Below are 22067 nucleotides of genomic sequence, written 5' to 3'. Positions count from 1 at the left end.
TGGAAGGCCCGAATGTTCAACGACATCGCCCTGCGGTGGCGGCCGGCGGCCACGGTTGCCCTGATCGTCGCGGTCGTGGCGGGGTGCAGCGGCGGTGCCAGTGACGTCGTCGGCGGTTCCGGACCGACCAACGCGCGCACCAGCATCACCCTGGTCGCCTATTCGGTCCCGGAACCCGGCTGGAGCAAGGTGATCCCGGCGTTCAATGCCGCCGACGAGGGCAAGGGCGTGCAGGTGATCGCCTCCTACGGCGCCTCCGGCGACCAATCACGCGGGGTCCTCGACGGCAAGCCGGCCGACGTCGTGAACTTCTCCGTCGAGCCGGACATCTCCCGGCTGGTAAAGGCCGGCAAGATTGCCAAAGACTGGAATACCGACGCCACCAAGGGAATTCCCTTCGGTTCGGTGGTGACTCTGGTGGTGCGTAAGGGCAACCCCAAGAACATCAAGGATTGGGACGACCTGCTGCGCCCGGGGGTGGAGGTCATCACCCCCAGTCCGCTGAGCTCGGGGTCGGCCAAGTGGAATCTGCTGGCACCGTATGCGGTCAAGAGCGAAGGTGGCAGCAACACCCAGGCCGGCGTCGACTTCATCAGCAAGTTGGTGCACGAACACGTCAAATTGCGTCCCGGTTCGGGACGGGAGGCCACCGACGTCTTCGTCCAGGGCAGCGGGGACGTGTTGATCAGCTACGAGAACGAGGCGATCGCCACCGAGAGCGCGGGCAAACCGGTGGAGCACATCAACCCGTCGCAGACGTTCAAGATCGAGAATCCGGTCGCGGTGGTGAGCACCAGCCCGCACCTGGACGCCGCGGTCGCCTTCAAGAACTTCCAATACACGGCCGCGGCGCAGAAGGTGTGGGCGCAGGCCGGCTTTCGGCCGGTCGACCCGGCCGTCGCGGCCGAATTCCGCGGCCAGTTTCCGGTGCCGGCAAAACTGTGGACCATCGCCGACCTCGGCGGTTGGCAGGCCGCGGATCCGCAGTTGTTCGACAAGACCACCGGCAGCATCACCAAGATCTACACGCAGGCCACCGGATGACGGCCGCAGTCACCCCCGGCCCGCAGGCAATCAGGCCCGGGCTCGGCGGCGACGAGCACCGCGCGCCGTCGGCGCGGGGTTCGCGCGAATCCGGTGCCACGTCGCTGCGGGTGGGCGTGGCGACGCTGTGGCTTTCGGTGATCGTGCTGCTGCCGCTGGCCGCAATCGCATGGCAGGCCGCCGGCGGCGGCTGGCACGCCTTCTGGCTGGCGATCACCTCAAACGCCGCCCTGGAGTCGTTCCGGGTGACGCTGACCATCTCCGCCGGGGTCACGGTGGTGAATCTGGTCTTCGGCCTGGTGATCGCCTGGGTGCTGGTGCGGGATGATTTCGTCGGCAAGCGGCTCGTCGATGCCATCATCGACCTGCCGTTCGCGCTGCCGACCATCGTCGCCAGCCTGGTGATGCTGGCCCTCTACGGCACCAACAGCCCGGTGAACCTTCATCTGCAGCACACGGCATGGGGCGTGGCGGTGGCGCTGGCCTTCGTCACGCTGCCCTTCGTGGTGCGTGCGGTGCAGCCCGTGCTGTTGGAGATCGACCGGGAGACCGAAGAGGCGGCGGCGTCGTTGGGTGCCAGCGGCCGGAAGGTTTTCACGTCGGTCGTGTTGCCGTCGTTGACCCCGTCGTTGTTGTCCGGCGCGGGCCTGGCCTTCTCGCGAGCGATCGGCGAGTTCGGGTCGGTGGTCCTGATCGGTGGCGCGGTACCCGGCAAGACGGAAGTGTCCTCGCAGTGGATACGAACCCTCATCGAGAACGACGACCGCACCGGTGCCGCCGCGATATCCATCGTGCTGCTGTCGATCTCGTTTGTCGTGCTGTTCATTCTGCGGATCGTGGGTGGGCGCGCGGCCAAGCGTCAGGAGCTGGCCAGGTGACCTCAGGATCCAGGGTCCGGTACCTGATCCGATTCGTCGGGCTCGCATACATTTTCGTGTTGCTCGTCGTCCCGGTGACCCTGATCTTGTGGCGGACCTTCCGGCCGGGCGTCGGCCAGTTCTTCGACTGGGTGAGCACGCCCGCGGCGGTGTCGGCGCTCAACCTGACGTTGCTGGTCGTTGCGATCGTGGTGCCGCTGAACGTGGTTTTCGGCATCCCTACCGCGCTGGTGCTCGCCCGCAACAGGTTTCGGGGTAAAGGCGTGCTGCAGGCGGTGATCGATCTGCCCTTTGCGGTGTCGCCGGTCATCGTGGGCGTCGCCCTGATCCTGTTGTGGGGATCGGCGGGCGCGTTCGGCTTCGTCGAGAAGGACCTCGGGTTCAAGATCATCTTCGGGCTGCCCGGCATCGTGCTTGCCAGCGTCTTCGTCACCCTGCCGTTCGTCGTGCGCGAGGTGGAACCGGTCCTGCACGAACTGGGGACCGACCAGGAAGAGGCGGCGGCGACCCTGGGATCGGGCTGGTGGCAGACCTTTTGGCGGATCACCCTGCCCTCGATCCGGTGGGGTCTGACCTACGGCATCGTGCTGACCATCGCGCGCACCCTCGGCGAATACGGGGCCGTCATCATCGTGTCGTCGAACCTGCCGGGTAAGTCCCAGACCCTGACGTTGCTCGTCTCGGATCGGTATAACCGCGGCGCCGAATACGGCGCCTACGCGCTCTCGACGTTGTTGATGGGCGTTGCGGTCCTGGTCCTGATTTTCCAGGTGATTTTGGATGCCCGCCGCGCGCGAGCGGCCAGGTAGGTGACATGGAGACACGCAGATGACCGACAACAGCAGCCGCCCCGGCGACCACGCCATCGTCGTGCACAACGCCAACAAGCGCTACGGCGACTTCGTGGCCCTGGACAATGTCGACTTCGTCGTGCCCTCCGGCTCGCTGACCGCGCTGTTGGGGCCCAGCGGTTCCGGCAAGTCGACCCTGCTGCGTGCCATCGCCGGGCTGGACCAGCCCGACAGCGGAACGATCACGATCAACGGCCAAGACGTCACGCGGGTGCCGCCGCAGCGGCGGGGCATCGGGTTCGTGTTTCAGCACTATGCGGCGTTCAAGCACTTGACGGTCCGTGACAACGTGGCCTACGGGTTGAAGATTCGCAAACGGCCCAAAGCGGAGGTCAAGGCCAAGGTCGACAACCTGCTGGAAGTGGTGGGGCTGAGCGGGTTTCAGAACCGCTACCCCAATCAGCTCTCCGGCGGGCAACGACAGCGAATGGCGCTGGCGCGGGCGTTGGCGGTCGACCCGCAGGTGCTGCTGCTCGACGAGCCGTTCGGCGCACTCGACGCGAAGGTGCGTGAGGACCTGCGCGCGTGGTTGCGCCGCCTGCACGACGAGGTGCACGTCACCACCGTCCTGGTCACCCACGACCAGGCGGAGGCGCTGGACGTGGCCGACCGGATCGCGGTGCTCAATCACGGTCGTATCGAGCAGGTGGGATCGCCGACCGAGGTCTACGACGCCCCGGCGAGCGCCTTCGTGATGTCGTTCCTGGGGGCGGTGTCCACCCTGAACGGGAATCTGGTTCGCCCGCACGACATCCGGGTGGGCCGCAACCCCGAGATGGCCATCGCCGGCGGGGATGGCACCGCGGAGTCGATCGGGGTGGTGCGCGCCACCGTCGACCGCGTCGTGGTGCTCGGTTTCGAGGTGCGGGTGGAGTTGACCAGCGCCGCCACCGGAGGGGCCTTCACGGCGCAGATCACCCGCGGTGACGCCGAGGCGCTGGCCCTGCGTGAGGGCGACACCGTTTACGTGCGCGCGACCCGCATCCCGTCCCTCGCCGTCAACGCGCCGGCCGGTGGTCCGGCCGGCGCCGGCGAGGACGAAGCCACGCTGACGTCGGCATAAGCCACGGGTTCTGCTACGAGGCGTGCAGCCCGCACTCGGTCTTCGACAGCCCCTGCCAGCGCCCGCTGCGCGGGTCGGCCCCGGCGAGGGGTTTGGCCGTGCAGGGCTCGCAGCCGATGGACGGATATCCGTCGTAGACAAGGGGATTGACCAGCACACCGTGCTCGTCGATGTAGTCCTGCATGTCCTCGTCGGTCCACGTCGCCAGGGGATTGATCTTCACCAGCTTGAACCCCTCGTCGAAGCCGATCACCGGGGTGTTGGCACGGGTTTTCGCTTCGCTGCGGCGCAGCCCGGTCACCCAGGCGGAGTAGCCGCTCAGGACGCGGCGCAGGGGCACCACCTTGCGCAACCGGCAGCACTCGCCCGGGTCACGGTCGAACAGGTTCTTCCCCAGCAACTGATCCTGTTCGGCCACCGTCTGCTCGGGGGTGACGTTGAGCACGCGGATGTCGTAGACCGATTCGACGGCGTCCCGGGTTCCGATGGTCTCGGCGAAGTGGTAGCCGGTGTCCAGGAAGACCACCGGCACACCCGGGCGGACCTTGGCGGCAAGATCGATCAGCACGGCCTCCTGCATGCTGGAGGTCAATACGTAGTTGCAGGTGGCCCAGCTGCGCGGACCGTTGACCCCGCCGAAGGTCCGATCGGTCCAACGCAACACCTCGGTGGCGCTGGCGCCCTCGAGTTCCGCGGCGCCCCGCGCCGCCAGGTCCCGCAGTTCGGCCTCGGTTCGTTTCGTTGCTTGTTCACTCATCGTAAGTCGTCCTCATCTGCCCGAATCGCCCACTGCGCGAACCGTTCTCCCGCACTGCGGTGGTTGATGAAGTTACGCACCACCCGGTCGATGTAATCGCCCAGCTCGTCGCTGGTGACCTTGTGCTGGCGCAGCTTTCGCCCGAATCCGCTGTCCAGCCCGAGGCTGCCGCCCAGGTGCACCTGAAAGCCCTCGACGGAGCCCCCATGACCGTCGTCGACCATTTGGCCCTTGAAGCCGATGTCAGCCACCTGAATTCGTGCGCACGAGTTCGGACAACCGTTGATGTTGACCGTGATCGGCACGTCGAGCGCGGCGTTGATGTCCTCGAGCCGGCGTTCCAGCTCGGGCACCAGAACCTGCGCCTTGCCTCGGGTTTCGGCGAACGACAACTTGCAGTATTCGATCCCCGTGCAGGCCATCAAGTTCCGGCGCCACTGGGACGGCTGGGTCTGCAGCCCCAGCGCCTGCAGACCCGCGAGCACCTCGTCGAGTTTGTCGTCGGCGACGTCGAGGATGACCAGCTTCTGGTAGGGGGTGAACCGGATCCGGTCCGAGCCGGCGAGGTCCATCAGGTCGGCGACCGCCGACAGGATGCTGCCCGAGACGCGTCCGGCGATCGGGGCCGCACCGACGGCGTTGAGACCGTTCTTGAGCCGTTGCACCCCGATGTGATCGATCGGATGCTTGAGCGGCTCGGGCGCCGGGCCGTCGATCAGCCGCCGCTTGAGGTACTCCGTTTCGAGCACCTCGCGGAATTTTTCGATGCCCCAGTCCTTGATCAAGAACTTCAGCCGGGCCTTGGACCGCAGCCGCCGGTAGCCGTAGTCACGGAATATCGAGGTCACCGCCTCCCAGACCTCGGGGACTTCGTTCAGCGGCACCCAGGCGCCGACCCGCTGGGCCAGCATCGGGTTGGTGGACAGACCGCCGCCGACCCACAGGTCCAGGCCGGGCCCGTGCTCGGGGTGGTTCACGCCGATGAAGGCGATGTCGTTGATCTCGTGCGCGACGTCCTGCAGACCCGAGATCGCGGTCTTGTACTTGCGTGGCAGGTCGGCGAAGTCCGGCTTGCCGATGTAGCGGTGCACGATCTCGTCGATCGCCCAGGTCGGGTCGAGCACCTCGTCGAGCGACTCGCCGGCCAGCGGTGAGCCCAGGATGACGCGGGGGCAGTCGCCGCACGCCTCGGCGGTCTGCAGGCCCACGTCGGCGAGTCGCCGCCAGATTTCGGGGACGTTTTCGACCTCGATCCAGTGCATCTGCACGTTCTGGCGGTCGGAGATGTCGGCCGTGTCCCGCCCGAACTCGGTCGAGATCTCGCCGACGGTGCGCAGCGCGGCGGCCGACAGCGCGCCGCCGTCGCAGCGCACCCGCATCATGAAGTACTTGGCTTCGAGCAGATCGGCGTTCTCGTCCCCGGTGAACGTGCCGTCGTAGCCCTGTTCGCGCTGGGTGTAAAGCCCCCACCAACGGAAGCGCCCGCGCAGGTCACTCTTGTCGATGCTGTCGAACCCGGCCTGGGCGTAGACGTTCTCGATGCGCTCGCGCACCTCGAGCGGGGCGCCGGCGCGCTTCATCTCTTCGTTGGGGTTCAGTGGCTCGCGATCGCCCAGCGCCCACTGGCCCTCGTTGCGAGCCTTGTTCTGCGCCCCGGCGGGTCGGGCTGTGGTCATCGAGGAGGTCTCCTTCTTCGACATCGCAGGCATAGAAGCGCAGCTCACCGGTGGTATCGGCGGCGCAGATCCGATGCCAGCTGGACGTACAGGTGGGCGGGTCTACGACATCAAGGAAGACAGCAACAGCTGCAAACACGCTTGAGATCAATGTGCCGCCGCGCCACGAGCGCAATGCGAAGGCTGGGCTGAGCGACGGTCACGAGCCCATTGTGCCATGCCCGATGGGGGCGACGCGAACAGGTCAAATATCCGCTCACGGTGAGCGGAAATCCGCATTAACCTGACCGTCCGGGTAAAAGAACCCAAGAAACCTGCCGGAGTCGGGGTGCGCTGCGCCGCGGTCGGCGGCCCGGCCGGGGGCGGCGCACCGTGGGATGATTTGGCATGGCACTTCGCGAGGAAGCGGTCGCGCTGCCCGACCTGCAGCCCGTCCCCGGACGGTCGTTCGGGATGTACATCCACGTTCCGTTCTGCATAACCCGTTGCGGCTATTGCGATTTCAACACCTACACACCCGCCGAGCTGGGTGGGGTGAATCCCGACGCCTGGCTGGCGGCGCTGGGGGCGGAGCTGAAGCTGGCCGCCGAGCGGCTCCCCGGGCCGACCGTCGACACGGTGTTCGTCGGGGGCGGGACGCCGTCGCTGCTGGGCGGTGCGCGGGTGGCGTCGCTGCTGGACATGGTCCGCGAGCATTTCACGCTGGCGCCCGATGCCGAGATCACCACCGAGGCCAACCCGGAGTCGGCCTGGCCGGACTTCTTCGACGCCGTCCGCGCGGCCGGCTACACGCGGGTGTCGCTCGGCATGCAGTCGGTGTCGCCGCGAGTGCTGGGGGTCCTCGACCGCATCCACACCCCGAACCGGTCGGCGGCCGCCGCCCGCGAAGCGTTGGACGCCGGCTTCGAGCACGTCAGCCTCGATCTGATCTATGGAACCCCGGGGGAGTCCGACGACGATCTGCTGCGCTCTGTCGACACGGCGATCGACACCGGCGTCGATCACGTGTCGGCCTACGCGCTGGTCGTCGAGGACGGCACCGCGCTGGCCCGGCGGGTACGCCGCGGCGAGCTGACGCCTCCCGACGACGACGTGCTGGCGCACCGCTATGAGTTGGTCGATGCGCGGCTCTCCGAGGCCGGGATGTCCTGGTACGAGGTGTCCAACTGGGCGCGTCCCGGCGGTGAGTGCCGACACAACCTCGGCTATTGGGACGGCGGCCAGTGGTGGGGCGCCGGACCGGGAGCCCATGGCCACGTCGGCGCCACGCGGTGGTGGAATGTCAAGCACCCCAACGCCTATGCCGAAAGGCTGGCCGGTGCCACGTTGCCGGTGGGGGGATTCGAGCGGCTGGATGCCGACGCCCTGCACACCGAAGATGTGCTGTTGAAAACCCGCCTGCGCCAAGGTCTTCCGCGTGACGTGCTGGGACCCGCCGAGCAACAGCGCGCCGAAGGCGCGGTCGCCGACGGGCTGCTGGTCGCCGACGCCGACCGGTTCGTCCTGACGGCGCGCGGACGGCTACTGGCCGACGCGGTGGTGCGCACCGTCCTGGGGTAGCGCTCAGGCAGCCGGGAACCAGTGCGCGACGACGCGGTTGATCTCGATATAGAGCGGAATCCCGATGGTGACGGTGTAGGAGAACGTCAGACCCAGCGCGGCGGCCAGCGGCAGGGTCGGGCTCGCCTCGGGGATGCCCAGCCGTTGCACTGCCGGGAGCGTGATGTAGGACGCCGAGCTGCACAACACCGCGAAGAGCACGTAGGTGCCCGGCTGAAAGTGGGTGTCGGTGAGGTTCGCGTAGCAGTAGGCGCCCACGATTCCCAGCAACGCAAACAGGTTGGGCGCCAACAAACCGAAGACGATGAACCCGCTGCCCGCGGACTTGAGATCCCGCAACTTGCGGGACGCCGTCATCCCCATCTCGAGCAGGAACAGGCACAGCACGCCCTGAAACGCGGCGACGAAAAGCTCGTTCTGGTCGTGCACCACCTTCTGGCCCTGCAGCGCGCCGATGAAGCCGATCGCGATGCCGCCGATGAGCAGGATCAGTCCGGGGTTGAGGAACACTTCCTGCAATATCGCGCGCGACATCAACGGCGCCTTGGTGTGCGGCAGGCTGTTGCCGTACCGCTCGGGATGCTCCCGCTTTTCCAGCGAGAGCTCCAGCTCCTCCTCGATCCCGCGGTCGACGCGGCCGTCCACGCCTTCGGCCTGCTCCCGCTGGTCGGCCGCGCCCGGTCCTGCCGCGGCGGGCGCCGCGTAGCCGTCCTCGTCCGGCATGTACCCGGCGTCGTCCATGCCCCGGTGCCGCAGCCGGGCCACCAGGTACAGCGCCACCAGGCAACCGGGAATCTCCATGAACGCCAGCAGGACCGGCATGTAGGCGTCGGAGACGATCTTGACGCCGGTGAGCACGGCCACGCAGGTGGCGAAGGCGCCCGCCGAGTCCGACCCGTAGTAGCCCGCAACCGCGGCCCGGTCGACTCGTCGCAGCCGGGTCAGGTACCTCAACAGGACGTAGGTGAGCGCGCCGATGACGACGTTCAGCGTGAAGCCCAGCGCGACGAACCCGGCGATGTTGTCGATGTCGGCGGGTTTGACTTTGGCCAGTTCTTCGCCGCCCTGCCAGCCGATCGCCACCAGCAGGTACATGGTCAGGCCCTGATAGATCACGTACGGGAACTCGAACCGCACCTTCAGGATCGGGATGAGGAACCCGAAATAGAAGAACAGCAACAGCGGCTTGAAGAGGTTGTGGACGAAGTTTTCCCACAACTCGTAAACCATGTGCGCCTCCCGGCGACGCGGCCGGGCGCTGCGGGGGGCAGCAACCGACTCGCGGCGTCAACGAACCTAGCGGAAGCCCGCCGGCTTCGGGGGCCCGACCCAACCCGTCTTTACCAACAATTAACGACGAGCGGAATCGGGATCCCACCCGACGCCGTGCCACGACTCGTCAAAGATGCTGCTGCCCAGCATAATTCGGTGATCCTGGCGATTGTCGGCGGGGCGCCGAACCTAGAACCAGTGCGCGATCAGCCGGTTGACCTCGATGTAGAGCGGGATTCCGATGGTGACGTTGTAGGAGAACGTCAGACCCAGCGATGCGGCCAACGGAAGGGTGGGGCTGGCTTCGGGGATCGCCAGCCGCTGGACGGCCGGGACGGCGATGTAGGAGGCCGCGCCGCAGAGCACCGCGAAGAGCACGTAGGTTCCGGGCTTGAAATCGGCGTGGGTGAGTGAGGAGTAGATGTGGGCGACCAGGATGCCAAGGGGCGCGAAGATGTTCGGGGCCAGCAGGCCGAAGAAGATGAAGCCGGGGCCGGCCGTTCGCAGGTCCTTCAGCTTCCGCGAGGCGGTCATGCCCATCTCGAGCAGGAACAAACAGAGCACGCCCTGGAACGCCAGGACAAAGAACTTGTCGTCGTCGGCGACCACCTTCTGGCCCTGCAGCCCACTGACCAGGCCGATGATGATGCCGCCCATGAGCAGGACGAGCCCCGGGTTGAGGAACACCTCTTGGAACAGCTCCCGGGAGAAAATGGGCGCCCTCTTGCCGGCGGGGCGCGGCGGGCTCTGGTCGGGCTCCCAGTCCGGGTGGTCGAGTTTTTCCAGGGAGAATTCCAGCTCCTGCTCAATTCCGCGCTCGTGCTCGGACTCCTCGAGGCTCTGGCCGTGCGGGGGCATCGCGGCGGCGCCGGGCCCGACTCCGACCGTGACCGGCGCGGTGTAGCCCGGCTCGTCGGCCATGTTCCCGGCCGCGTCCATCCCGCGGTGACGAAGGCGCGCCACAAAGTACAACGCGACCAGGCAGCCCGGAATCTCCATGACCGCCAACATCACCGGCATGTAGGCGTTGAACGCCATGCCGACGGCCGTCAGGACGGCCACGCAGGTGGCGAACGTCCCCGCCGAGTCTGACCCGTAATACCCGGCGACCGTCGCCCGGTCGATTCGTCGAAGCGAAGTCAGCCAATTCAACAGCAGGTAGGCGATGCCGCCGATCACGAAGTTGAGCACGAACCCCAACACCATGAAGCCCACGATCACCCCGACGCTGCCGGCGCTGATCTTGGCGAGTTCCTCACCCCCGTGCCAGCCGATCGCCAGCAGCAGGTACATCGTCAGACCCTGATAGATGACATAGGGAAATTCGAAGCGCACCTTCAGGATCGGAATGAGGAATCCGAAGTAGAAGAACAGCAGGAGCGGCTTGAACAGGTTGTGGGTGAAGTTTTGCCAAAACTCTTGCAGCATCCGATGCCTTCCTCGATGGGGTGCGGTGATCAGGGAAAGCGCCGTCCGCAAGCGGAGCCACCACGAACATCCCGACGACCGTGGAAAACTTATCCCCGGCGATCTCAAACCGCCACTCGAATGCAAAGCATGAAGTACGGGCGTGTTGAATCGATGCCGCCGCGCCGACGCTCGGCAAAACCGCTGTTCAGAACGTTACGGCGGCTGACGTTCGGGCCGCGCGGCGACGGCGCGGCAGGCGTGGAATTGGTGGGAATGTCCTGTGCATTTGCTGTGTGGTCGGCACAGGAATCAACGGCCCGACGAAATAACGGACGGTCTGACCCCCACGCCCTTCTTGCGGTGCGTCACCGACAGCCACGCCATAGGCGAGTAAGAAGTGGTGATTTCCTCGAAACCGTCGACGCGGGAAACCGTGAGCACGCCGGTCTCTTGGTTGATTTCGAGCCCGTCGCTCTCGCCGCCCTGGACCTCTTCGCCGTTCGCAAGCCGGATCACGAACATGGTGCCGCTCTCGAATCAGCACGAACGTCCTCGCAGGAGTTCACCGCCACTCCTTTACTCACGTCGCCGGCGCCTGCCGAACCACCGCTTCCAATTAAATCCTCCGGCCAGCGGGTCCGCACGGTCGGTTGGCATTTTAGGAAAGGTCACCTTGGGCGTGGCCGGCGCTGCGCTGCCACGGGACGGTCGGGAAACGCGCGAGGGTGTCGATGTCCTCCGACGGGCCCGACAGCGCCCGTTGTTCCGCGTCCTCTACCTGCGGGAACGGGGAGATGGGTTTCGACGTGTGGATTGCCGGCGCTTTCGCTCCACGAAAGTCTTGGCGGGACGGCCGGATTTGCCGGTTGCAAGCGGGGATCGGTTGCGCGTCCTTAGATAGGTTAGGCTACATTTACTAACCGTGACCGAGGTCAGCGTTCAGACGAGTCCCGCCGGTTCTGCGTCGTCGCCGATCCCCCTTCCCGCACACATCGATCCGGCCGACCTTGCCGCCGAGCTGGCCGCGCTGCTGCCGGAACAAGCCGGCGAGGAATATCTGCTCTACGAGCGCAGCGGTCAATGGGTGCTGGCCAGCGGGGTGCGCGCGATGATCGAGCTGGACAGCGACGAAGTGCGCGTCATCCGGGACGGCATCACCCAGCGTCAACAGTGGTCGGGACGGCCCGGTCCGGTCCTGGGCGAGGCCATCGACAGGCTGTTGCTGGAGACCGACCAGCTCTTCGGCTGGATCGCCTTCGAGTTCGGTGTCTACCGCTATGGGCTGCAACAGCGGTTGACGCCACGAACGCCGCTGGCCCGCGTGTTCTGGCCGCGCACCCGCATCGTGGTGACCCGGGAGGCGGTCCGGCTGTGGGGCGCGACCGCGGTGCATCGCGACCTGGTCGTGGGCCTGCTGGGCGGCGGCATGCCCGAGGCGCCCCAGCCTCGCACCGTGGACGTCGTCACCGATCCTTCCGGCTACCGCGACCGGGTGGCGTCGGCGGTCGACGAGATCGCCGCGGGCCGCTACCACAAGGTGATCCTGTCCCGGTGTCTGGAAGTGCCTTTCCCGCTGGACTTCCCGTCCACCTACCGGCTGGGTCGTCGACACAACACGCCGGTGCGGTCGTTCTTGTTGCGGCTGGGAGGGATTCGCGCTGTCGGCTACAGTCCCGAACTCGTCGCGGCCGTCCATGGCGACGGGATAGTGGTGACCGAGCCGCTGGCGGGTACTCGCGCGCTGGGGCGCGGAGTGGCTCGCGACCGGCAGGCGCGACACGACCTCGAATCGAATTCCAAAGAGATTGTCGAGCATGCCATCTCGGTGCGGAGCTCGCTTCAGGAGATGACCGAGATCGCCGAACCCGGCAGCGTGGTGGTCAACGACTTCATGACGGTGCGCGAGCGCGGGAGCGTGCAGCATCTCGGGTCCACGGTCAGCGGGCGGCTAGGTCCGTCGAACGACCGGATGGATGCGCTGGAAGCGCTTTTCCCGGCCGTTACCGCATCCGGCATCCCGAAAGCGGGCGGCGTGGAAGCGATCCTGCGTCTCGACGAGGGCCCGCGGGGGCTGTATTCCGGGGCGGTCGTGATGTTTTCGGCCGATGGCGGGCTGGACGCCGCCCTGACGCTGCGGGCGGCCTACGAACGCGACGGTAAGACGTGGTTGCGGGCCGGGGCCGGCATCATCGAAGCGTCCACGCCCGAGCGTGAATTCGAAGAGACCTGCGAAAAGCTGTCCACCCTGGCGCCGTATCTGGTTGCGCGCCGGTAGCCCCCGCTCGGCTGATGGGTGGCCTGGCCGGGCCGCCGCGGCGTGGTGGGCGTCACTTCCGGCGTAGGGACCTTTGGCCCTAGTTCGCCGAGTTTTGCGCGTGTCATCTTTATGTAACCGTATGACACAGATACATTGTGCGTTACTTGACGGCACACATAACTGGAGGGCCTTGTGTCCAATGATCTGACTAACCTGCAGCTACTCCACGAGCTCGAGCCGGTGGTCGAGGGTCTGCTCAACCGCCACCTGTCGATGTTCAAAGAGTGGAATCCCCACGACTACGTCCCGTGGTCGGACGGCAAGAACTTCCATGCGCTGGACGGTCAGGACTGGGAGCCCGGGGACACCCGGCTCCCCGACGTCGCGCAGGTGGCGATGGTGCAAAACCTGCTGACCGAGGACAATTTGCCGTCGTATCACCGCGAGATCGCGATGAACTTCAGCATGGACGGCCCCTGGGGGCAGTGGGTCAACAGGTGGACGGCCGAGGAGGCCAGGCACAGCACGGCGCTGCGCGACTACCTGGTGGTCACCCGCGCGGTCGACCCGGTGGCGCTGGAGAGGCTGCGCCTGGAGCAAATGACCAGGGGCTTCAGCCCGGGGCAGAATCAGCAGGGCGACATGTTCGCCGAGAGCTTGTTCGACTCGGTCATGTACGTCTCGTTTCAGGAGCTGGCCACCCGCGTGTCGCATCGCAACACCGGTAAGGCCTCTCAGGAACCCATCGCGGAGCAGCTGATGGCCAGGGTGTCCCACGACGAGAACCTGCACATGATCTTCTACCGGGACGTCAGCGCGGCGGGTCTCGACATCGCCCCGAACCAGGCGATGAAGTCGGTCCACCGAATCCTGCGCAACTTCAAGATGCCCGGATTCACGGTGCCCGAATTCCGGCGCAAGGCGGTGGTCATCGCCGTCGGCGGCGTCTACGACCCGCGCATCCATCTCGACGAGGTGGTGATGCCCGTGCTCAGGAAGTGGCGCATCTTCGAACGCGAAGACTTGACCGGCGAGGCCGCGCGGATGCGCGACGATCTCGCCGTGCTGGTCAAGGAGCTAGAGCAGGCCTCCGACAAATTCGAGGAATCCAAGCAGCGCTATCTCGAGCGCGAGGCCCGCAAGACCGAAAAGATCACGGCCAGGAAGGTGCTCGAAACAGAGGGAAGGCTGACCCTGAGCGGGCACTGACGCGAAAGCCCAACCGCTCAGGCCGACGGGCTGGACTCGAGGTAGTCGGCGAGGATGCGGCTCGCCAGCGACTCGATGTTGGACTCGATCGACGATGCGAGCGTGGCGGTGACCGTCGCCACGGCTTGTGTCCGGAACCGCACCAGCATGGTGATCAGCTCGGCGATCTCGGCATCGGCGGGCAGGGGCTGGCCGGGCTTGATGCGGTCCAGCACGTGCTCGGCCCCGGCGCGCACGAGCATGTCGCTGATCTTGTCGACTTCGGGCACGATCTGCTCGTGTAGGTCGATGAGTTTTTCCAATTCGACGCCGTACCCGCGGATTTCGTTGAACGCTTCGATCAGTTTGGGACGGGTGACGGTGGCTTGCGCCCCGTCGACCCGGATGACGTGCAGCGCCACCAGTCGCTCGAAGGCGTCCGGGTCGTCAACGAGTCGCTGCGCCTCGACGAGCGACATGGTCAGTGGCTTCTCGGTGGTCCAGGTGCCCACGATCGCGGTCTCCAGACCCAGCACGTCGCCCAGGCTCTTGCCTTCCTCCCAGGCGCTCAGCATTTCGCGCACGTGCGCGATGTTGTATCCGCGGTCGAGCATCGAGGTGATCAGCCGCAGTCGCGTCAGGTGGGTGTCGTTGAACAATGCGATGCGGCCGACCCGCAACGGTGGGGGCAGCAATCCGCGGTCGCGGTAGACCCGGATGTTGCGGGTGGTGGTGCCGGCCAGCCGGGCCAGGTCGTCGATCCGGTATTCACCGGATGCGGGGTCGCCGTGGGGGTGGCGAACCGCGGCGTCGAACAGTTGCGAGACCGCCGTCTCGATCAATTGCCGGTACTCCCGCGATTGGCGCCGAACGCGCTTGGGCGCGCGCCGCACGTTGTGCAACACGCTGGCGATGGTGCCGGGTTCGGGTCGTGACGAACGGTCGAGCGAGCGGTCCGGTGCCATCTGTCAGCCCGACGAGACGGCAGCCGTCTGGGTGCGGCGCGCCACCGCCCGGTAATCCTCGTAGCGGAAATCCCTCATCTGGCGAAGATACTGCGTCGCGAAACCCGGGTACATCGACCCGTTGTATCCGTCCTTGGTGAGGTACCAACTGCGGCAGCCGGACATCCACGTCGTCTTGGTGAGGCGGCGCTGGAGGCTGTCGTTGTGACGGCGCTGCACCTCTTGACGCACGTCGAGATAGCGCAGGTCGTTGTCGAGGATGGCGGTGATCCCGCGCATCGCGTATTGCAGCTGGCCCTCGATGTAGACCAGCAGCGAGTTGTGGCCGGGCCCAGAGTTGGGTCCGGTCATGAAAAACAGATTCGGATAGCCGTGCACGTTGATGCTCTTGTAAGCCTGTGCGCCGCTGGCCCATTCGTCGGCCAGCGACCGGCCGCCGAGCCCGGTCACCGCAAAGGGCGGTCCGGTCAGGTGGACGTCGTAGCCGGTGGCGAACACGATGCAGTCGAGGTGGTGCTCGATGCCGTCGCTGGTGCGGATGCCGACCGGGCTCAGGGTGGCGATCGGCCAGTCGATGAGCTTGCAGTTGTCGCGTTGCAGGGCGGGGTAGTAGTCGCTGGAGACCAGCATGCGCTTGCAGCCCGGGCGGAAGTCCGGCGTCAGTTGGCGCCGCAGCCACGGGTCCTTCACCTGAGCGCGCAGGTGGGCCCGCCCCAGCCGGGCGGCCAATGAGGTCAGTGGCGTGTCCCACACCAGCGCCGTGGCGCTGGCTTCGTGACCCCAGAACAGGGCCTGACGGGCAAGTTGCTGGGCGGCAGGGACTTTGGCGAACAGGGTTTGGACGGCGGGCGGGGTGGCGACATCCAGGCGGGGCAACACCCAGCATGGGGTGCGTTGGAAGACCTTGACGAACCCGGCCCGCTTTACCAGTTCGGGGATGATCTGGATCGCGCTGGCGCCGGTGCCGATGACGCCGACCCGCTTGCCCGCGAAATCGTAGTCGTGGTCCCAGCGGGCACTGTGGATCTTGTGTCCGCGATAGCTGTCCAGCCCGCGGATGTCGGGGAACCTGACGTCCGACAACGGCCCGGATGCGAGCACGACGGTGCGCGCGCGGAATCGCTTGCGGTCTTTGGTGGTTGCGGTCCAGACTCCGCGATCCTCGTCGAACGCCAAGCCGCTGACCTTGTGGCCGAATCGGATGTGGCGGCGGATGCCGAACCTGGTCGCCATGTCTTCGAGGTGGCGGCAGATCTCCGGCGCGGGGGAGTAGGTGCGCGACCAGGTCGGGTTCTTGACGAACGAGTACGAGTACAGCAGCGAGGGAACGTCACAGCTGGCGCCGGGATAGGTTGTGTCGCGCCACGTTCCGCCGACCCGGTCGCCGCGTTCGAGGATCACGATGTCGTCCACCCCGGCGTCGGCCAATCGGATCGCCGCGCCCAGTCCGGTGAAGCCTGCTCCGATGATGAGCGCCGCGTGGGCGCGGTCGTCCGTCATGGTCACGCCGCCGGCTTGTAGGTGAGTTCCTTGAACCAGCTGGGCACCGGTTTGAGCAAGGGTTTGGGGTAGCGGTCGGACAGCCACACCATGGAATTGGCCAGCAGGTGATACGGGTGGCGCGGGTTGACCACCATGGCGGCGTGCCGCTTGAGCACTTGGTAGGCGGGCACCCGTCGGGTGCGTTCGCCCCGCTCGCCCAGCTGTTTGAAGCGTTTGACGGCGTTGTAGAGGCGTTCGGGCTCCATGCCCATGCCGGCCATCTCGTTGCGGACGCGGTTGAGCAGCGGGACGTACATGAGGGCGCCGATTATCAATCCGGGTGTGGCGACGGTGCCGACGAATTCGATGGCCAGCCTGCGCGCCTTCGCGTGCCCGATCATGTCGAGGACCTCGAAATCGACTGCGATGTGCCGTGATTCGTCGTTGTTGATCTTCTCGAAGACCTGGTGGCACACCGGGTCTTGCACGGTGTCGAGCAAGAACTTCAGCAGCGCGCCGTCGAGGGCGACCTCGAGCATCGGGATGACGGTACCCAACACCGACAGGGGCATGTCGTCGGAGTAGGTGTCCAGCCACTGGATGGCCAACCGGATGTTGACGTTCGGCCTGGGAACCTCACCGTCGTCGAGCATTCCCCAGCGCTTCATCAGCGCCATCTCGGCGTTGGCGTGGCGCTGCTCCTCGGCGTGGAAGTACCGGTAGATCTCCGCCAACGTGGGATCGGGTGCCTTTTTGGCCAGCGCGGCGAACCCGCGGGCGCCGACGTTCTCGATCCAGCACAGGTCGGCCATGAATGCCTTGAGCTTGGGCCGGAATTCGTCCCGGATGGTATCGGCGCCGGGCGCGTCCCAATCGATGTCGGCGAGCGCCCATTGCCGATCCTTGATCTTGGCGAGCATTGCTTCCATGTCGATGGCCACCGGGAGCTCCTTTGCTTGATCAGGGCAGGTTGATTCGCGACACCAGGCCGGCGGCGCGCGTATAGGCCTGCGGGGCCATGCGTTTGATGCTCCAGCCGATTTTGGCGTCGAGTTGCGGCATGCAGTACAGGTCGCCGCGGTCGTGTGCGTCCAGGCAGATCCGCGCGACCTTGTCCGCCGAAAATCCGGTCCAGCGCATCAATTTGTTGGCCAGCTCGCTGGATTCCTCGCTGATGCGGCCGGACTCGACGATCTTGGTCTTGACGAAGGTCGGGCAGAGCACGGTGACTCGCACCCCGGTGCCGGCGAGTTCGGCGGCCAGGGTCTCCGAGAGCGACAGCACGCCGGCCTTGCTGACGTTGTAGGCGGCCATGCCCGGCGCCGCGCCGAACGCCGCCGCGGAGGCCACGTTGATGATGCTGCGGGGAGTGTGCGAGCGATCGGCCTCCCGCAGGATCGGCGTGAAGACGTGGCAGCCGTGAATCGGCCCCCACAGATTGATGCCCAACGTCCACACCCAATCGTCCAGTGGCGCATCGCCGATGGCCGCACCGCCCGCGCCGACACCGGCGTTGTTGATCACCAGTGTGGGCGGACCCGCAAACCAGGCCTGAGATTGCTCGGCCAGGGCCTGGACGTCCTCGAATTTCGAGACGTCGCAACGGATGGCGCGAGCTTTGCCGCCCCGTTCGCCGATCGCGTCGGCGGTCCTTCGGGCCGCGGCTTCGTCGATGTCGCTGCAGACGACAGCGCCGCCGCGACGCGCGAGTTCGGCGGCGAAGGCGGCACCGATGCCGCTTCCTGCGCCGGTCACCACCGCCGACGCGCCGCGGCTCGTCTTCGACTTGCTCAACAACCGGTCCAACACTGCTCAGCGCACCTCCTCGGCGAAGGCCCCGTGCGAAGTCGCGCGTGGCGATGCCGGCAAGGCGTGCACCCGAAGCGGCCCACGAGCCGGAACGTCGTCCGCCATGCAACGAAGTCAATCGCAAATGGTGACATTAGTCAATGGCATCTTTGGACGGCTATCGGGGCCGTACCGGTCAGCGCATCCGCGGTCCGCCGAATCCGGGCACCGTGCCCACCGGGATCAGCGCGAGCAGGACGGCCAGAATAATGAAGGATCGCAACGCTTTCGGCGAGGGCTCCTGCTCGATCTCCGGCCGACGCGACGCGAAGAGGATGAACACCACTCCGACATCGAAAGCCGCGATCGTCAGCCAGCGGGTCCAGTCATAGCCGGTCAGGAAGGCCGGGCTGTTCAGCAGCAGCCCGGCGATGACCCAGGCCATGAGGATGCGCACCCCCCCGGGGGGTAAATGCAGCACCTTATTCGTCGGGTTCGCCGCCCGCGGCTGTGCCGCAACGTCTTTGCGGGATTCTGTCGGCAGATCCCATCATCGCCGGCCTCCGCACCCGCAGGCTCCGCGGCAGTTGAAGCCCGCCCGACCGGCGAGTTGCAAATGCGGCCCGCGCCTTGACTTCATACATACGGTGTGTATGTTAGTACATACAGTATGTATGTATATAGGGAGGTCAGTTCATGAGTGCCACGCTCGATGCCATAGCCCAGGAACGCGCAATCGTTCTTGACGTTTTCTCGCGACTGCCCGACTCGATGTGGGCGAGGGACAGCGGATGTTCCGGTTGGTCTGTACAGGATCTTTTGTCGCACATGGCATGTAGCTACTGGTTGGCGGTCGATCCGTCGACGCTGCCCGACCCCGGCGGCCTGCCCGCCGAACGCGCAGCGGACCTTTACGTCGAATCGCGTCGCTCCATGACCCCCGCGCAGGTGGTTGCCGACTACGAGTCGGTCAGTTCGCGTGGGCTCGAGGTGCTCGCCGCGGTCGAGGGGCAAGACGTCGACATACCGATCGGTGATGTCGGGACATATCCGGCCTCGGTCGTGCCCACGACGTTCGTCTTCGAGTCCTTCGTCCACCTGCGCTACGACCTCTTCGCCCCGGACGGGCCGTTGCGGTCCGAACCTCCGGTCGTCGACGAGCTCCGGCTTGCCCCCACGCTGGACTGGATCGAGGCTGCGCTGCCACAACAGAACACCCAGCTGCTCAACGACTTACGCGGCGGTGTCGAAATCCGCCTCGACGGGCTGTGCACCCGCACGCTGCGCCTCGGCGCCCAGGGCGATCCGGCCGCGCGGATCACATCCGATTCGCAAGCGTTCGTGCGGTGGGTCACCCAGCGCGGCACCTGGGAAGGACTCGGCGTTCGGGCCGAGGGGGACTCGTCGGCGCTGGACATCGCCCGGCGGTTCAGCGTGTTCTGAACGACACCGCACCCGCGTGGGAGAACATCCCGCGACCTTCATGCGGTATGTATGACAATGCATACGCGGGCGTGAAAGGTAAGGGTGGTATGGCGCAGGATGGTCGCCGCACACAGGCCGAGCGTGCCGCCGACACGCGCGGCGCGTTGATCAGTGCCGCCCGGCCCCTGTTCGCATCGCTGGGGTTCTCGGAGGTTTCCCTGGAGACGATCGTGCGGGACGCGGGCGTGACGCGCGGCGCGTTGTACCACCATTTCGCCGACAAGACAGAGCTTTTCGCCGCGGTGTTCGAGAAAGTGGAAGCCGAGATGGCCGCCCGGATGGGGGAGGCCGTCGCCGCCGCGGGGGAATCCGATCCGGTCGAGGTCATGCGGCTGTGCGCGGGCCTTTGGCTGGACGCGTGCGCCGAGCCCGAGATTCAGCGCATCGTGCTGCTGGAGGCGCTGGCGGTGTTGGGGTGGGAACGCTGGAGCGACATCGGGAACCGATACAACATCGGCTTCGTGAAGGCGCTGCTGACCCACGCCATCGAGTCCGGCAGCATCCCGCCCCAACCCGTCGAGGCAACCGCCCTGACCGTCATGGGGGCGCTGCGCGAGGCGACGCTCTACATCGCCCGCGCGGACGATCATCGTCACGCGCGCGCCGAGGCCGGCGCGGTGATGGACCGGCTGCTAAACGCGTTGCGCGCCAAGGACAGCTAACGGCGGCCTGGTCAGCTGGGCGCTCGCTGGGCTGTAACCTGGGTCGCGATCGCCTTCTTGTCGATCTTGCCGATCGGTGTGGTCGGCAGCGCTGCCATCGCAACCAGCACATCGGGCCGCGCATGGGCGGCCACGCCACGCTGGTCGAGGTAGGCGTTCAGCTCCGCCAGTGACACCCCGGTGCCGGTGAAGACGACTGCCGCGCAGATCGTTTCGCCGAGGTATGGGTCGGGCAGCGGCAGGGCCGCGGCCGAGAAGATCGACGGGTGGCTGAGCATCTGCTCCTCGAGGTCGGCGGCGGAGATGGTTTCCCCGCCGCGGCAGATCACGTCCTTGACCCGCCCGGTCACCGTCAGATAGCCGTCGTCGCGGAGCCGGACCAGGTCACCGGTGCGGAAGAAACCGTCGGGATCGAAGCAGCGTTCGTTATCGCGCTCGGCACGGTAGTAGCCGTTGAGGGTGTACGGGCCGCGCACCAGCAGCTCGCCTTCCTCGCCGGGCGCCACCGGTCGCCCGTCGGCGCCGACGACGCGCACTTCGTCGGCCGGGCACAACGGGCGCCCCTGGGTGTGGTCGACGAGCTCCGGCGGATCGTCCGGGCGGGTGTAGTTCAGCAGCCCTTCCGCCATCCCGAACACCTGCTGCAACCCCGGGGTCAACGCGGCGCGGATCACGCGGGCGTCGTCGGGTTCCAACTTTGCCCCGCCAACCTGCAGCAGCCGCAAGGTTTTCGGTGTCACCGGTTCCCACTCGCAGGCCTGCGCCCACAGTTTGGCCAGCGCCGGCACCAGGGCGGTGACCGTGACACCGTGGCGCTCGACGGCGGCGAAGGCGGCCTCCGGGCTGGGGTCGGTGCCGAACACGGTGGTGGCGCCCACCGTCATGGCGCCGAGCAGCCCGGGGCAGGCCAGCGGGAAGTTGTGCCCGGCCGCGAGCATCACCAGATACACGTCGTCGGCCGTGAGACGGCACACCTGCGCGCTGGCGGCCGCGTTGAACAGGTAGTCGTCGTGGGTGCGCGGGATGAGTTTCGGAGTGCCGGTTGTGCCACCGGAAACCAGAAGCAGCGCAGGCGATCCCGGATCGCGCGGCGGTGCCGGGGGCGGGGAGGTGGCCGGCTCGCAAAGCTGGGCCCACGAGGTGAACGGGCCCGGTTCGCCGTCGACGACGACATACTGGAGCGCCGGGTGGTCCCTGACGATTTCGCGGGCCATGGCGCGGTAGTCGAAACCGTTCAGCGCGTCGGCAATCACCAACCCGGTGGCCTGGCTGACGGCGGCGAAATGTCCCAATTCGGCCGCCCGATGGCCGGGCAGACACATCACCGGGATGGCGCCGGCCCGCAGCAGCCCGAACAGGGCGACCGCGAACTGGCAACCGTTCGGCAGCTGGAGCAGCACCCGGTCGCCCGGTGCGATGCCCAGACCGCGGAGGCCCGCCGCGGCGCGGTCGGCGCGCGCATCGAGCTCGGCATAACTCAGGCCGGCGTCGTCGGCGGCGTCCAGCACGGCCGCTCGGCCGGGCCAGCGCCCCGCCGCGTCGCTCAGGATGGTGTCCAGCGTGCGGCCCACCCAGTAGCCGGCGGCCCGGTAGGCGGCGGCCCGATCGGCGGGGAACGGCACGAACCCTTCGAGGGCGCCGGCCGGGGCGGGCCGTGTGTTCGCGGTCATAGGTCCTCAGGCGGGGGGCGTAGTAGCGGCGATCGATGAGTAAGGATAGGGTAACCACA

General features: G+C 66.8%; 21 protein-coding genes and 1 pseudogene. 10 read left to right on the top strand and 12 right to left on the bottom strand.

Going from position 1 to position 22067, the window contains the following annotated elements; translation table 11 throughout:
* Window positions 1–12 precede the first annotated feature (12 nt).
* The 4 genes from G6N37_RS10890 to G6N37_RS10875 are packed head-to-tail and all read left to right on the top strand — an operon-like array spanning window position 13 to window position 3836.
* Window positions 13–1044: a sulfate ABC transporter substrate-binding protein gene (locus G6N37_RS10890; RefSeq protein ID WP_163679782.1), complete on the top strand. Its 1032-nt coding sequence runs from the start codon at window positions 13–15 to the stop codon at window positions 1042–1044.
* Entirely contained in the window at window positions 1041–1922 is an 882-nt protein-coding gene (gene cysT, locus G6N37_RS10885; protein ID WP_276066134.1) for a sulfate ABC transporter permease subunit CysT, read from the top strand. Before G6N37_RS10890 ends, cysT begins: the two co-directional genes overlap by 4 nt.
* Window positions 1919–2731 (top strand): sulfate ABC transporter permease subunit CysW, encoded by an 813-nt coding sequence (gene cysW / locus G6N37_RS10880; protein WP_163679780.1) that lies wholly within the window; start codon window positions 1919–1921, stop codon window positions 2729–2731. Before cysT ends, cysW begins: the two co-directional genes overlap by 4 nt.
* Window positions 2732–2750: 19 nt before the next feature.
* A complete protein-coding gene (locus G6N37_RS10875; RefSeq protein WP_163679777.1) occupies window positions 2751–3836 on the top strand; it encodes a sulfate/molybdate ABC transporter ATP-binding protein in 1086 nt (361 codons plus the stop codon).
* 13 nt (window positions 3837–3849) lie between these two features.
* On the opposite strand, the gene G6N37_RS10870 is transcribed toward G6N37_RS10875, so the two are convergent.
* Window positions 3850–4593 carry a phosphoadenylyl-sulfate reductase gene (locus tag G6N37_RS10870; protein WP_163679775.1) on the bottom strand — a complete coding sequence of 248 codons (744 nt, stop codon included), beginning with the start codon at window positions 4591–4593 and terminating at the stop codon, window positions 3850–3852.
* Entirely contained in the window at window positions 4590–6269 is a 1680-nt protein-coding gene (locus tag G6N37_RS10865) for a nitrite/sulfite reductase (RefSeq protein WP_179961889.1), read from the bottom strand. Before G6N37_RS10865 ends, G6N37_RS10870 begins: the two co-directional genes overlap by 4 nt.
* On the opposite strand from G6N37_RS10865, the gene G6N37_RS10860 reads away from it, so the two are divergent.
* Entirely contained in the window at window positions 6262–6414 is a 153-nt protein-coding gene (locus G6N37_RS10860) for a hypothetical protein (protein ID WP_163674196.1), read from the top strand. The genes G6N37_RS10865 and G6N37_RS10860 overlap by 8 nt on opposite strands.
* On the opposite strand, the gene G6N37_RS26615 is transcribed toward G6N37_RS10860, so the two are convergent.
* On the bottom strand, window positions 6380–6472 hold the full coding sequence (locus tag G6N37_RS26615) for an Ms4527A family Cys-rich leader peptide (protein ID WP_368664890.1): 93 nt from the start codon (window positions 6470–6472) through the stop codon (window positions 6380–6382). The genes G6N37_RS10860 and G6N37_RS26615 overlap by 35 nt on opposite strands.
* Window positions 6473–6656: 184 nt before the next feature.
* Here G6N37_RS26615 and hemW point away from each other — a divergent pair, with 184 nt between their 5' ends.
* Complete coding sequence (hemW, locus tag G6N37_RS10855; protein WP_163679768.1) at window positions 6657–7829, top strand: radical SAM family heme chaperone HemW; 1173 nt, start codon at window positions 6657–6659, stop codon at window positions 7827–7829.
* Window positions 7830–7832: 3 nt separating this feature from the next.
* On the opposite strand, the gene G6N37_RS10850 is transcribed toward hemW, so the two are convergent.
* The 3 genes from G6N37_RS10850 to G6N37_RS10840 all read right to left on the bottom strand — a co-directional run bounded on the left by G6N37_RS10850 (window position 7833) and on the right by G6N37_RS10840 (window position 11033).
* Complete coding sequence (locus tag G6N37_RS10850; RefSeq protein ID WP_163679765.1) at window positions 7833–9059, bottom strand: sodium-dependent bicarbonate transport family permease; 1227 nt, start codon at window positions 9057–9059, stop codon at window positions 7833–7835.
* A 231-nt stretch (window positions 9060–9290) separates the two neighbouring features.
* Window positions 9291–10529: a sodium-dependent bicarbonate transport family permease gene (locus G6N37_RS10845; protein ID WP_163679762.1), complete on the bottom strand. Its 1239-nt coding sequence runs from the start codon at window positions 10527–10529 to the stop codon at window positions 9291–9293.
* A gap of 291 nt (window positions 10530–10820) precedes the next feature.
* Window positions 10821–11033 (bottom strand): hypothetical protein, encoded by a 213-nt coding sequence (locus G6N37_RS10840; RefSeq protein ID WP_163679759.1) that lies wholly within the window; start codon window positions 11031–11033, stop codon window positions 10821–10823.
* 400 nt (window positions 11034–11433) lie between these two features.
* On the opposite strand from G6N37_RS10840, the gene G6N37_RS10835 reads away from it, so the two are divergent.
* Window positions 11434–12786: a salicylate synthase gene (locus G6N37_RS10835; protein WP_163679756.1), complete on the top strand. Its 1353-nt coding sequence runs from the start codon at window positions 11434–11436 to the stop codon at window positions 12784–12786.
* 174 nt (window positions 12787–12960) lie between these two features.
* Window positions 12961–13977, top strand: coding sequence for an acyl-ACP desaturase (locus tag G6N37_RS10830; RefSeq protein WP_163679753.1), 1017 nt, complete (start codon window positions 12961–12963; stop codon window positions 13975–13977).
* Window positions 13978–13994: 17 nt separating this feature from the next.
* Here the strand turns inward: G6N37_RS10830 and G6N37_RS10825 are convergent, their stop codons facing one another.
* From G6N37_RS10825 to G6N37_RS10805, 5 genes and pseudogenes are all read right to left on the bottom strand, one after another.
* The gene (locus tag G6N37_RS10825) at window positions 13995–14921 is read right to left on the bottom strand and encodes a MerR family transcriptional regulator (RefSeq protein WP_163679750.1); all 927 of its coding nucleotides are present in this window, start codon (window positions 14919–14921) and stop codon (window positions 13995–13997) included.
* A gap of 3 nt (window positions 14922–14924) precedes the next feature.
* Window positions 14925–16421 (bottom strand): flavin-containing monooxygenase, encoded by a 1497-nt coding sequence (locus G6N37_RS10820; protein ID WP_276066287.1) that lies wholly within the window; start codon window positions 16419–16421, stop codon window positions 14925–14927.
* A 2-nt stretch (window positions 16422–16423) separates the two neighbouring features.
* Window positions 16424–17344, bottom strand: a complete 921-nt coding sequence (locus G6N37_RS10815; protein ID WP_163679744.1) for a ferritin-like domain-containing protein — start codon at window positions 17342–17344, stop codon at window positions 16424–16426.
* A gap of 19 nt (window positions 17345–17363) precedes the next feature.
* Entirely contained in the window at window positions 17364–18212 is an 849-nt protein-coding gene (locus tag G6N37_RS10810; RefSeq protein WP_163679740.1) for an SDR family NAD(P)-dependent oxidoreductase, read from the bottom strand.
* A 175-nt stretch (window positions 18213–18387) separates the two neighbouring features.
* Window positions 18388–18633: pseudogene (locus G6N37_RS10805) on the bottom strand (hypothetical protein); the annotation flags it as partial.
* A gap of 254 nt (window positions 18634–18887) precedes the next feature.
* On the opposite strand from G6N37_RS10805, the gene G6N37_RS10800 reads away from it, so the two are divergent.
* On the top strand, window positions 18888–19634 hold the full coding sequence (locus G6N37_RS10800) for a maleylpyruvate isomerase family mycothiol-dependent enzyme (RefSeq protein ID WP_163679738.1): 747 nt from the start codon (window positions 18888–18890) through the stop codon (window positions 19632–19634).
* Between the two features lie 89 nt (window positions 19635–19723).
* Window positions 19724–20338 (top strand): TetR/AcrR family transcriptional regulator, encoded by a 615-nt coding sequence (locus G6N37_RS10795; RefSeq protein ID WP_163679733.1) that lies wholly within the window; start codon window positions 19724–19726, stop codon window positions 20336–20338.
* An 11-nt stretch (window positions 20339–20349) separates the two neighbouring features.
* On the opposite strand, the gene G6N37_RS10790 is transcribed toward G6N37_RS10795, so the two are convergent.
* Window positions 20350–22008, bottom strand: a complete 1659-nt coding sequence (locus G6N37_RS10790; protein ID WP_163679731.1) for a (2,3-dihydroxybenzoyl)adenylate synthase — start codon at window positions 22006–22008, stop codon at window positions 20350–20352.
* Between the last annotated feature and the right edge of the window lie 59 nt (window positions 22009–22067).

This window comes from Mycobacterium seoulense (assembly GCF_010731595.1).
In the GTDB taxonomy this organism is placed as follows: domain Bacteria; phylum Actinomycetota; class Actinomycetes; order Mycobacteriales; family Mycobacteriaceae; genus Mycobacterium; species Mycobacterium seoulense.
The sequence above is the reverse complement of the archived record's forward strand: the minus strand, read 5'-3'. Positions and strand labels throughout refer to the sequence as shown.

Bases quoted from the DNA above. Each gene is read 5' to 3' on its own strand.
- G6N37_RS10890 (WP_163679782.1), top strand. From the start codon at position 13: ATGTTCAACGACATCGCCCTGCGGTGGCGGCCGGCGGCCACGGTTGCC.
- cysT (WP_276066134.1), top strand. From the start codon at position 1,041: ATGACGGCCGCAGTCACCCCCGGCCCGCAGGCAATCAGGCCCGGGCTC.
- G6N37_RS10875 (WP_163679777.1), top strand. From the start codon at position 2,751: ATGACCGACAACAGCAGCCGCCCCGGCGACCACGCCATCGTCGTGCAC.
- G6N37_RS10870 (WP_163679775.1), bottom strand. From the start codon at position 4,593: ATGAGTGAACAAGCAACGAAACGAACCGAGGCCGAACTGCGGGACCTG.
- G6N37_RS10865 (WP_179961889.1), bottom strand. From the start codon at position 6,269: ATGACCACAGCCCGACCCGCCGGGGCGCAGAACAAGGCTCGCAACGAG.
- hemW (WP_163679768.1), top strand. From the start codon at position 6,657: ATGGCACTTCGCGAGGAAGCGGTCGCGCTGCCCGACCTGCAGCCCGTC.
- G6N37_RS10850 (WP_163679765.1), bottom strand. From the start codon at position 9,059: ATGGTTTACGAGTTGTGGGAAAACTTCGTCCACAACCTCTTCAAGCCG.
- G6N37_RS10845 (WP_163679762.1), bottom strand. From the start codon at position 10,529: ATGCTGCAAGAGTTTTGGCAAAACTTCACCCACAACCTGTTCAAGCCG.
- G6N37_RS10840 (WP_163679759.1), bottom strand. From the start codon at position 11,033: ATGTTCGTGATCCGGCTTGCGAACGGCGAAGAGGTCCAGGGCGGCGAG.
- G6N37_RS10825 (WP_163679750.1), bottom strand. From the start codon at position 14,921: ATGGCACCGGACCGCTCGCTCGACCGTTCGTCACGACCCGAACCCGGC.
- G6N37_RS10820 (WP_276066287.1), bottom strand. From the start codon at position 16,421: ATGACGGACGACCGCGCCCACGCGGCGCTCATCATCGGAGCAGGCTTC.
- G6N37_RS10800 (WP_163679738.1), top strand. From the start codon at position 18,888: ATGAGTGCCACGCTCGATGCCATAGCCCAGGAACGCGCAATCGTTCTT.
- G6N37_RS10795 (WP_163679733.1), top strand. From the start codon at position 19,724: ATGGCGCAGGATGGTCGCCGCACACAGGCCGAGCGTGCCGCCGACACG.
- G6N37_RS10790 (WP_163679731.1), bottom strand. From the start codon at position 22,008: ATGACCGCGAACACACGGCCCGCCCCGGCCGGCGCCCTCGAAGGGTTC.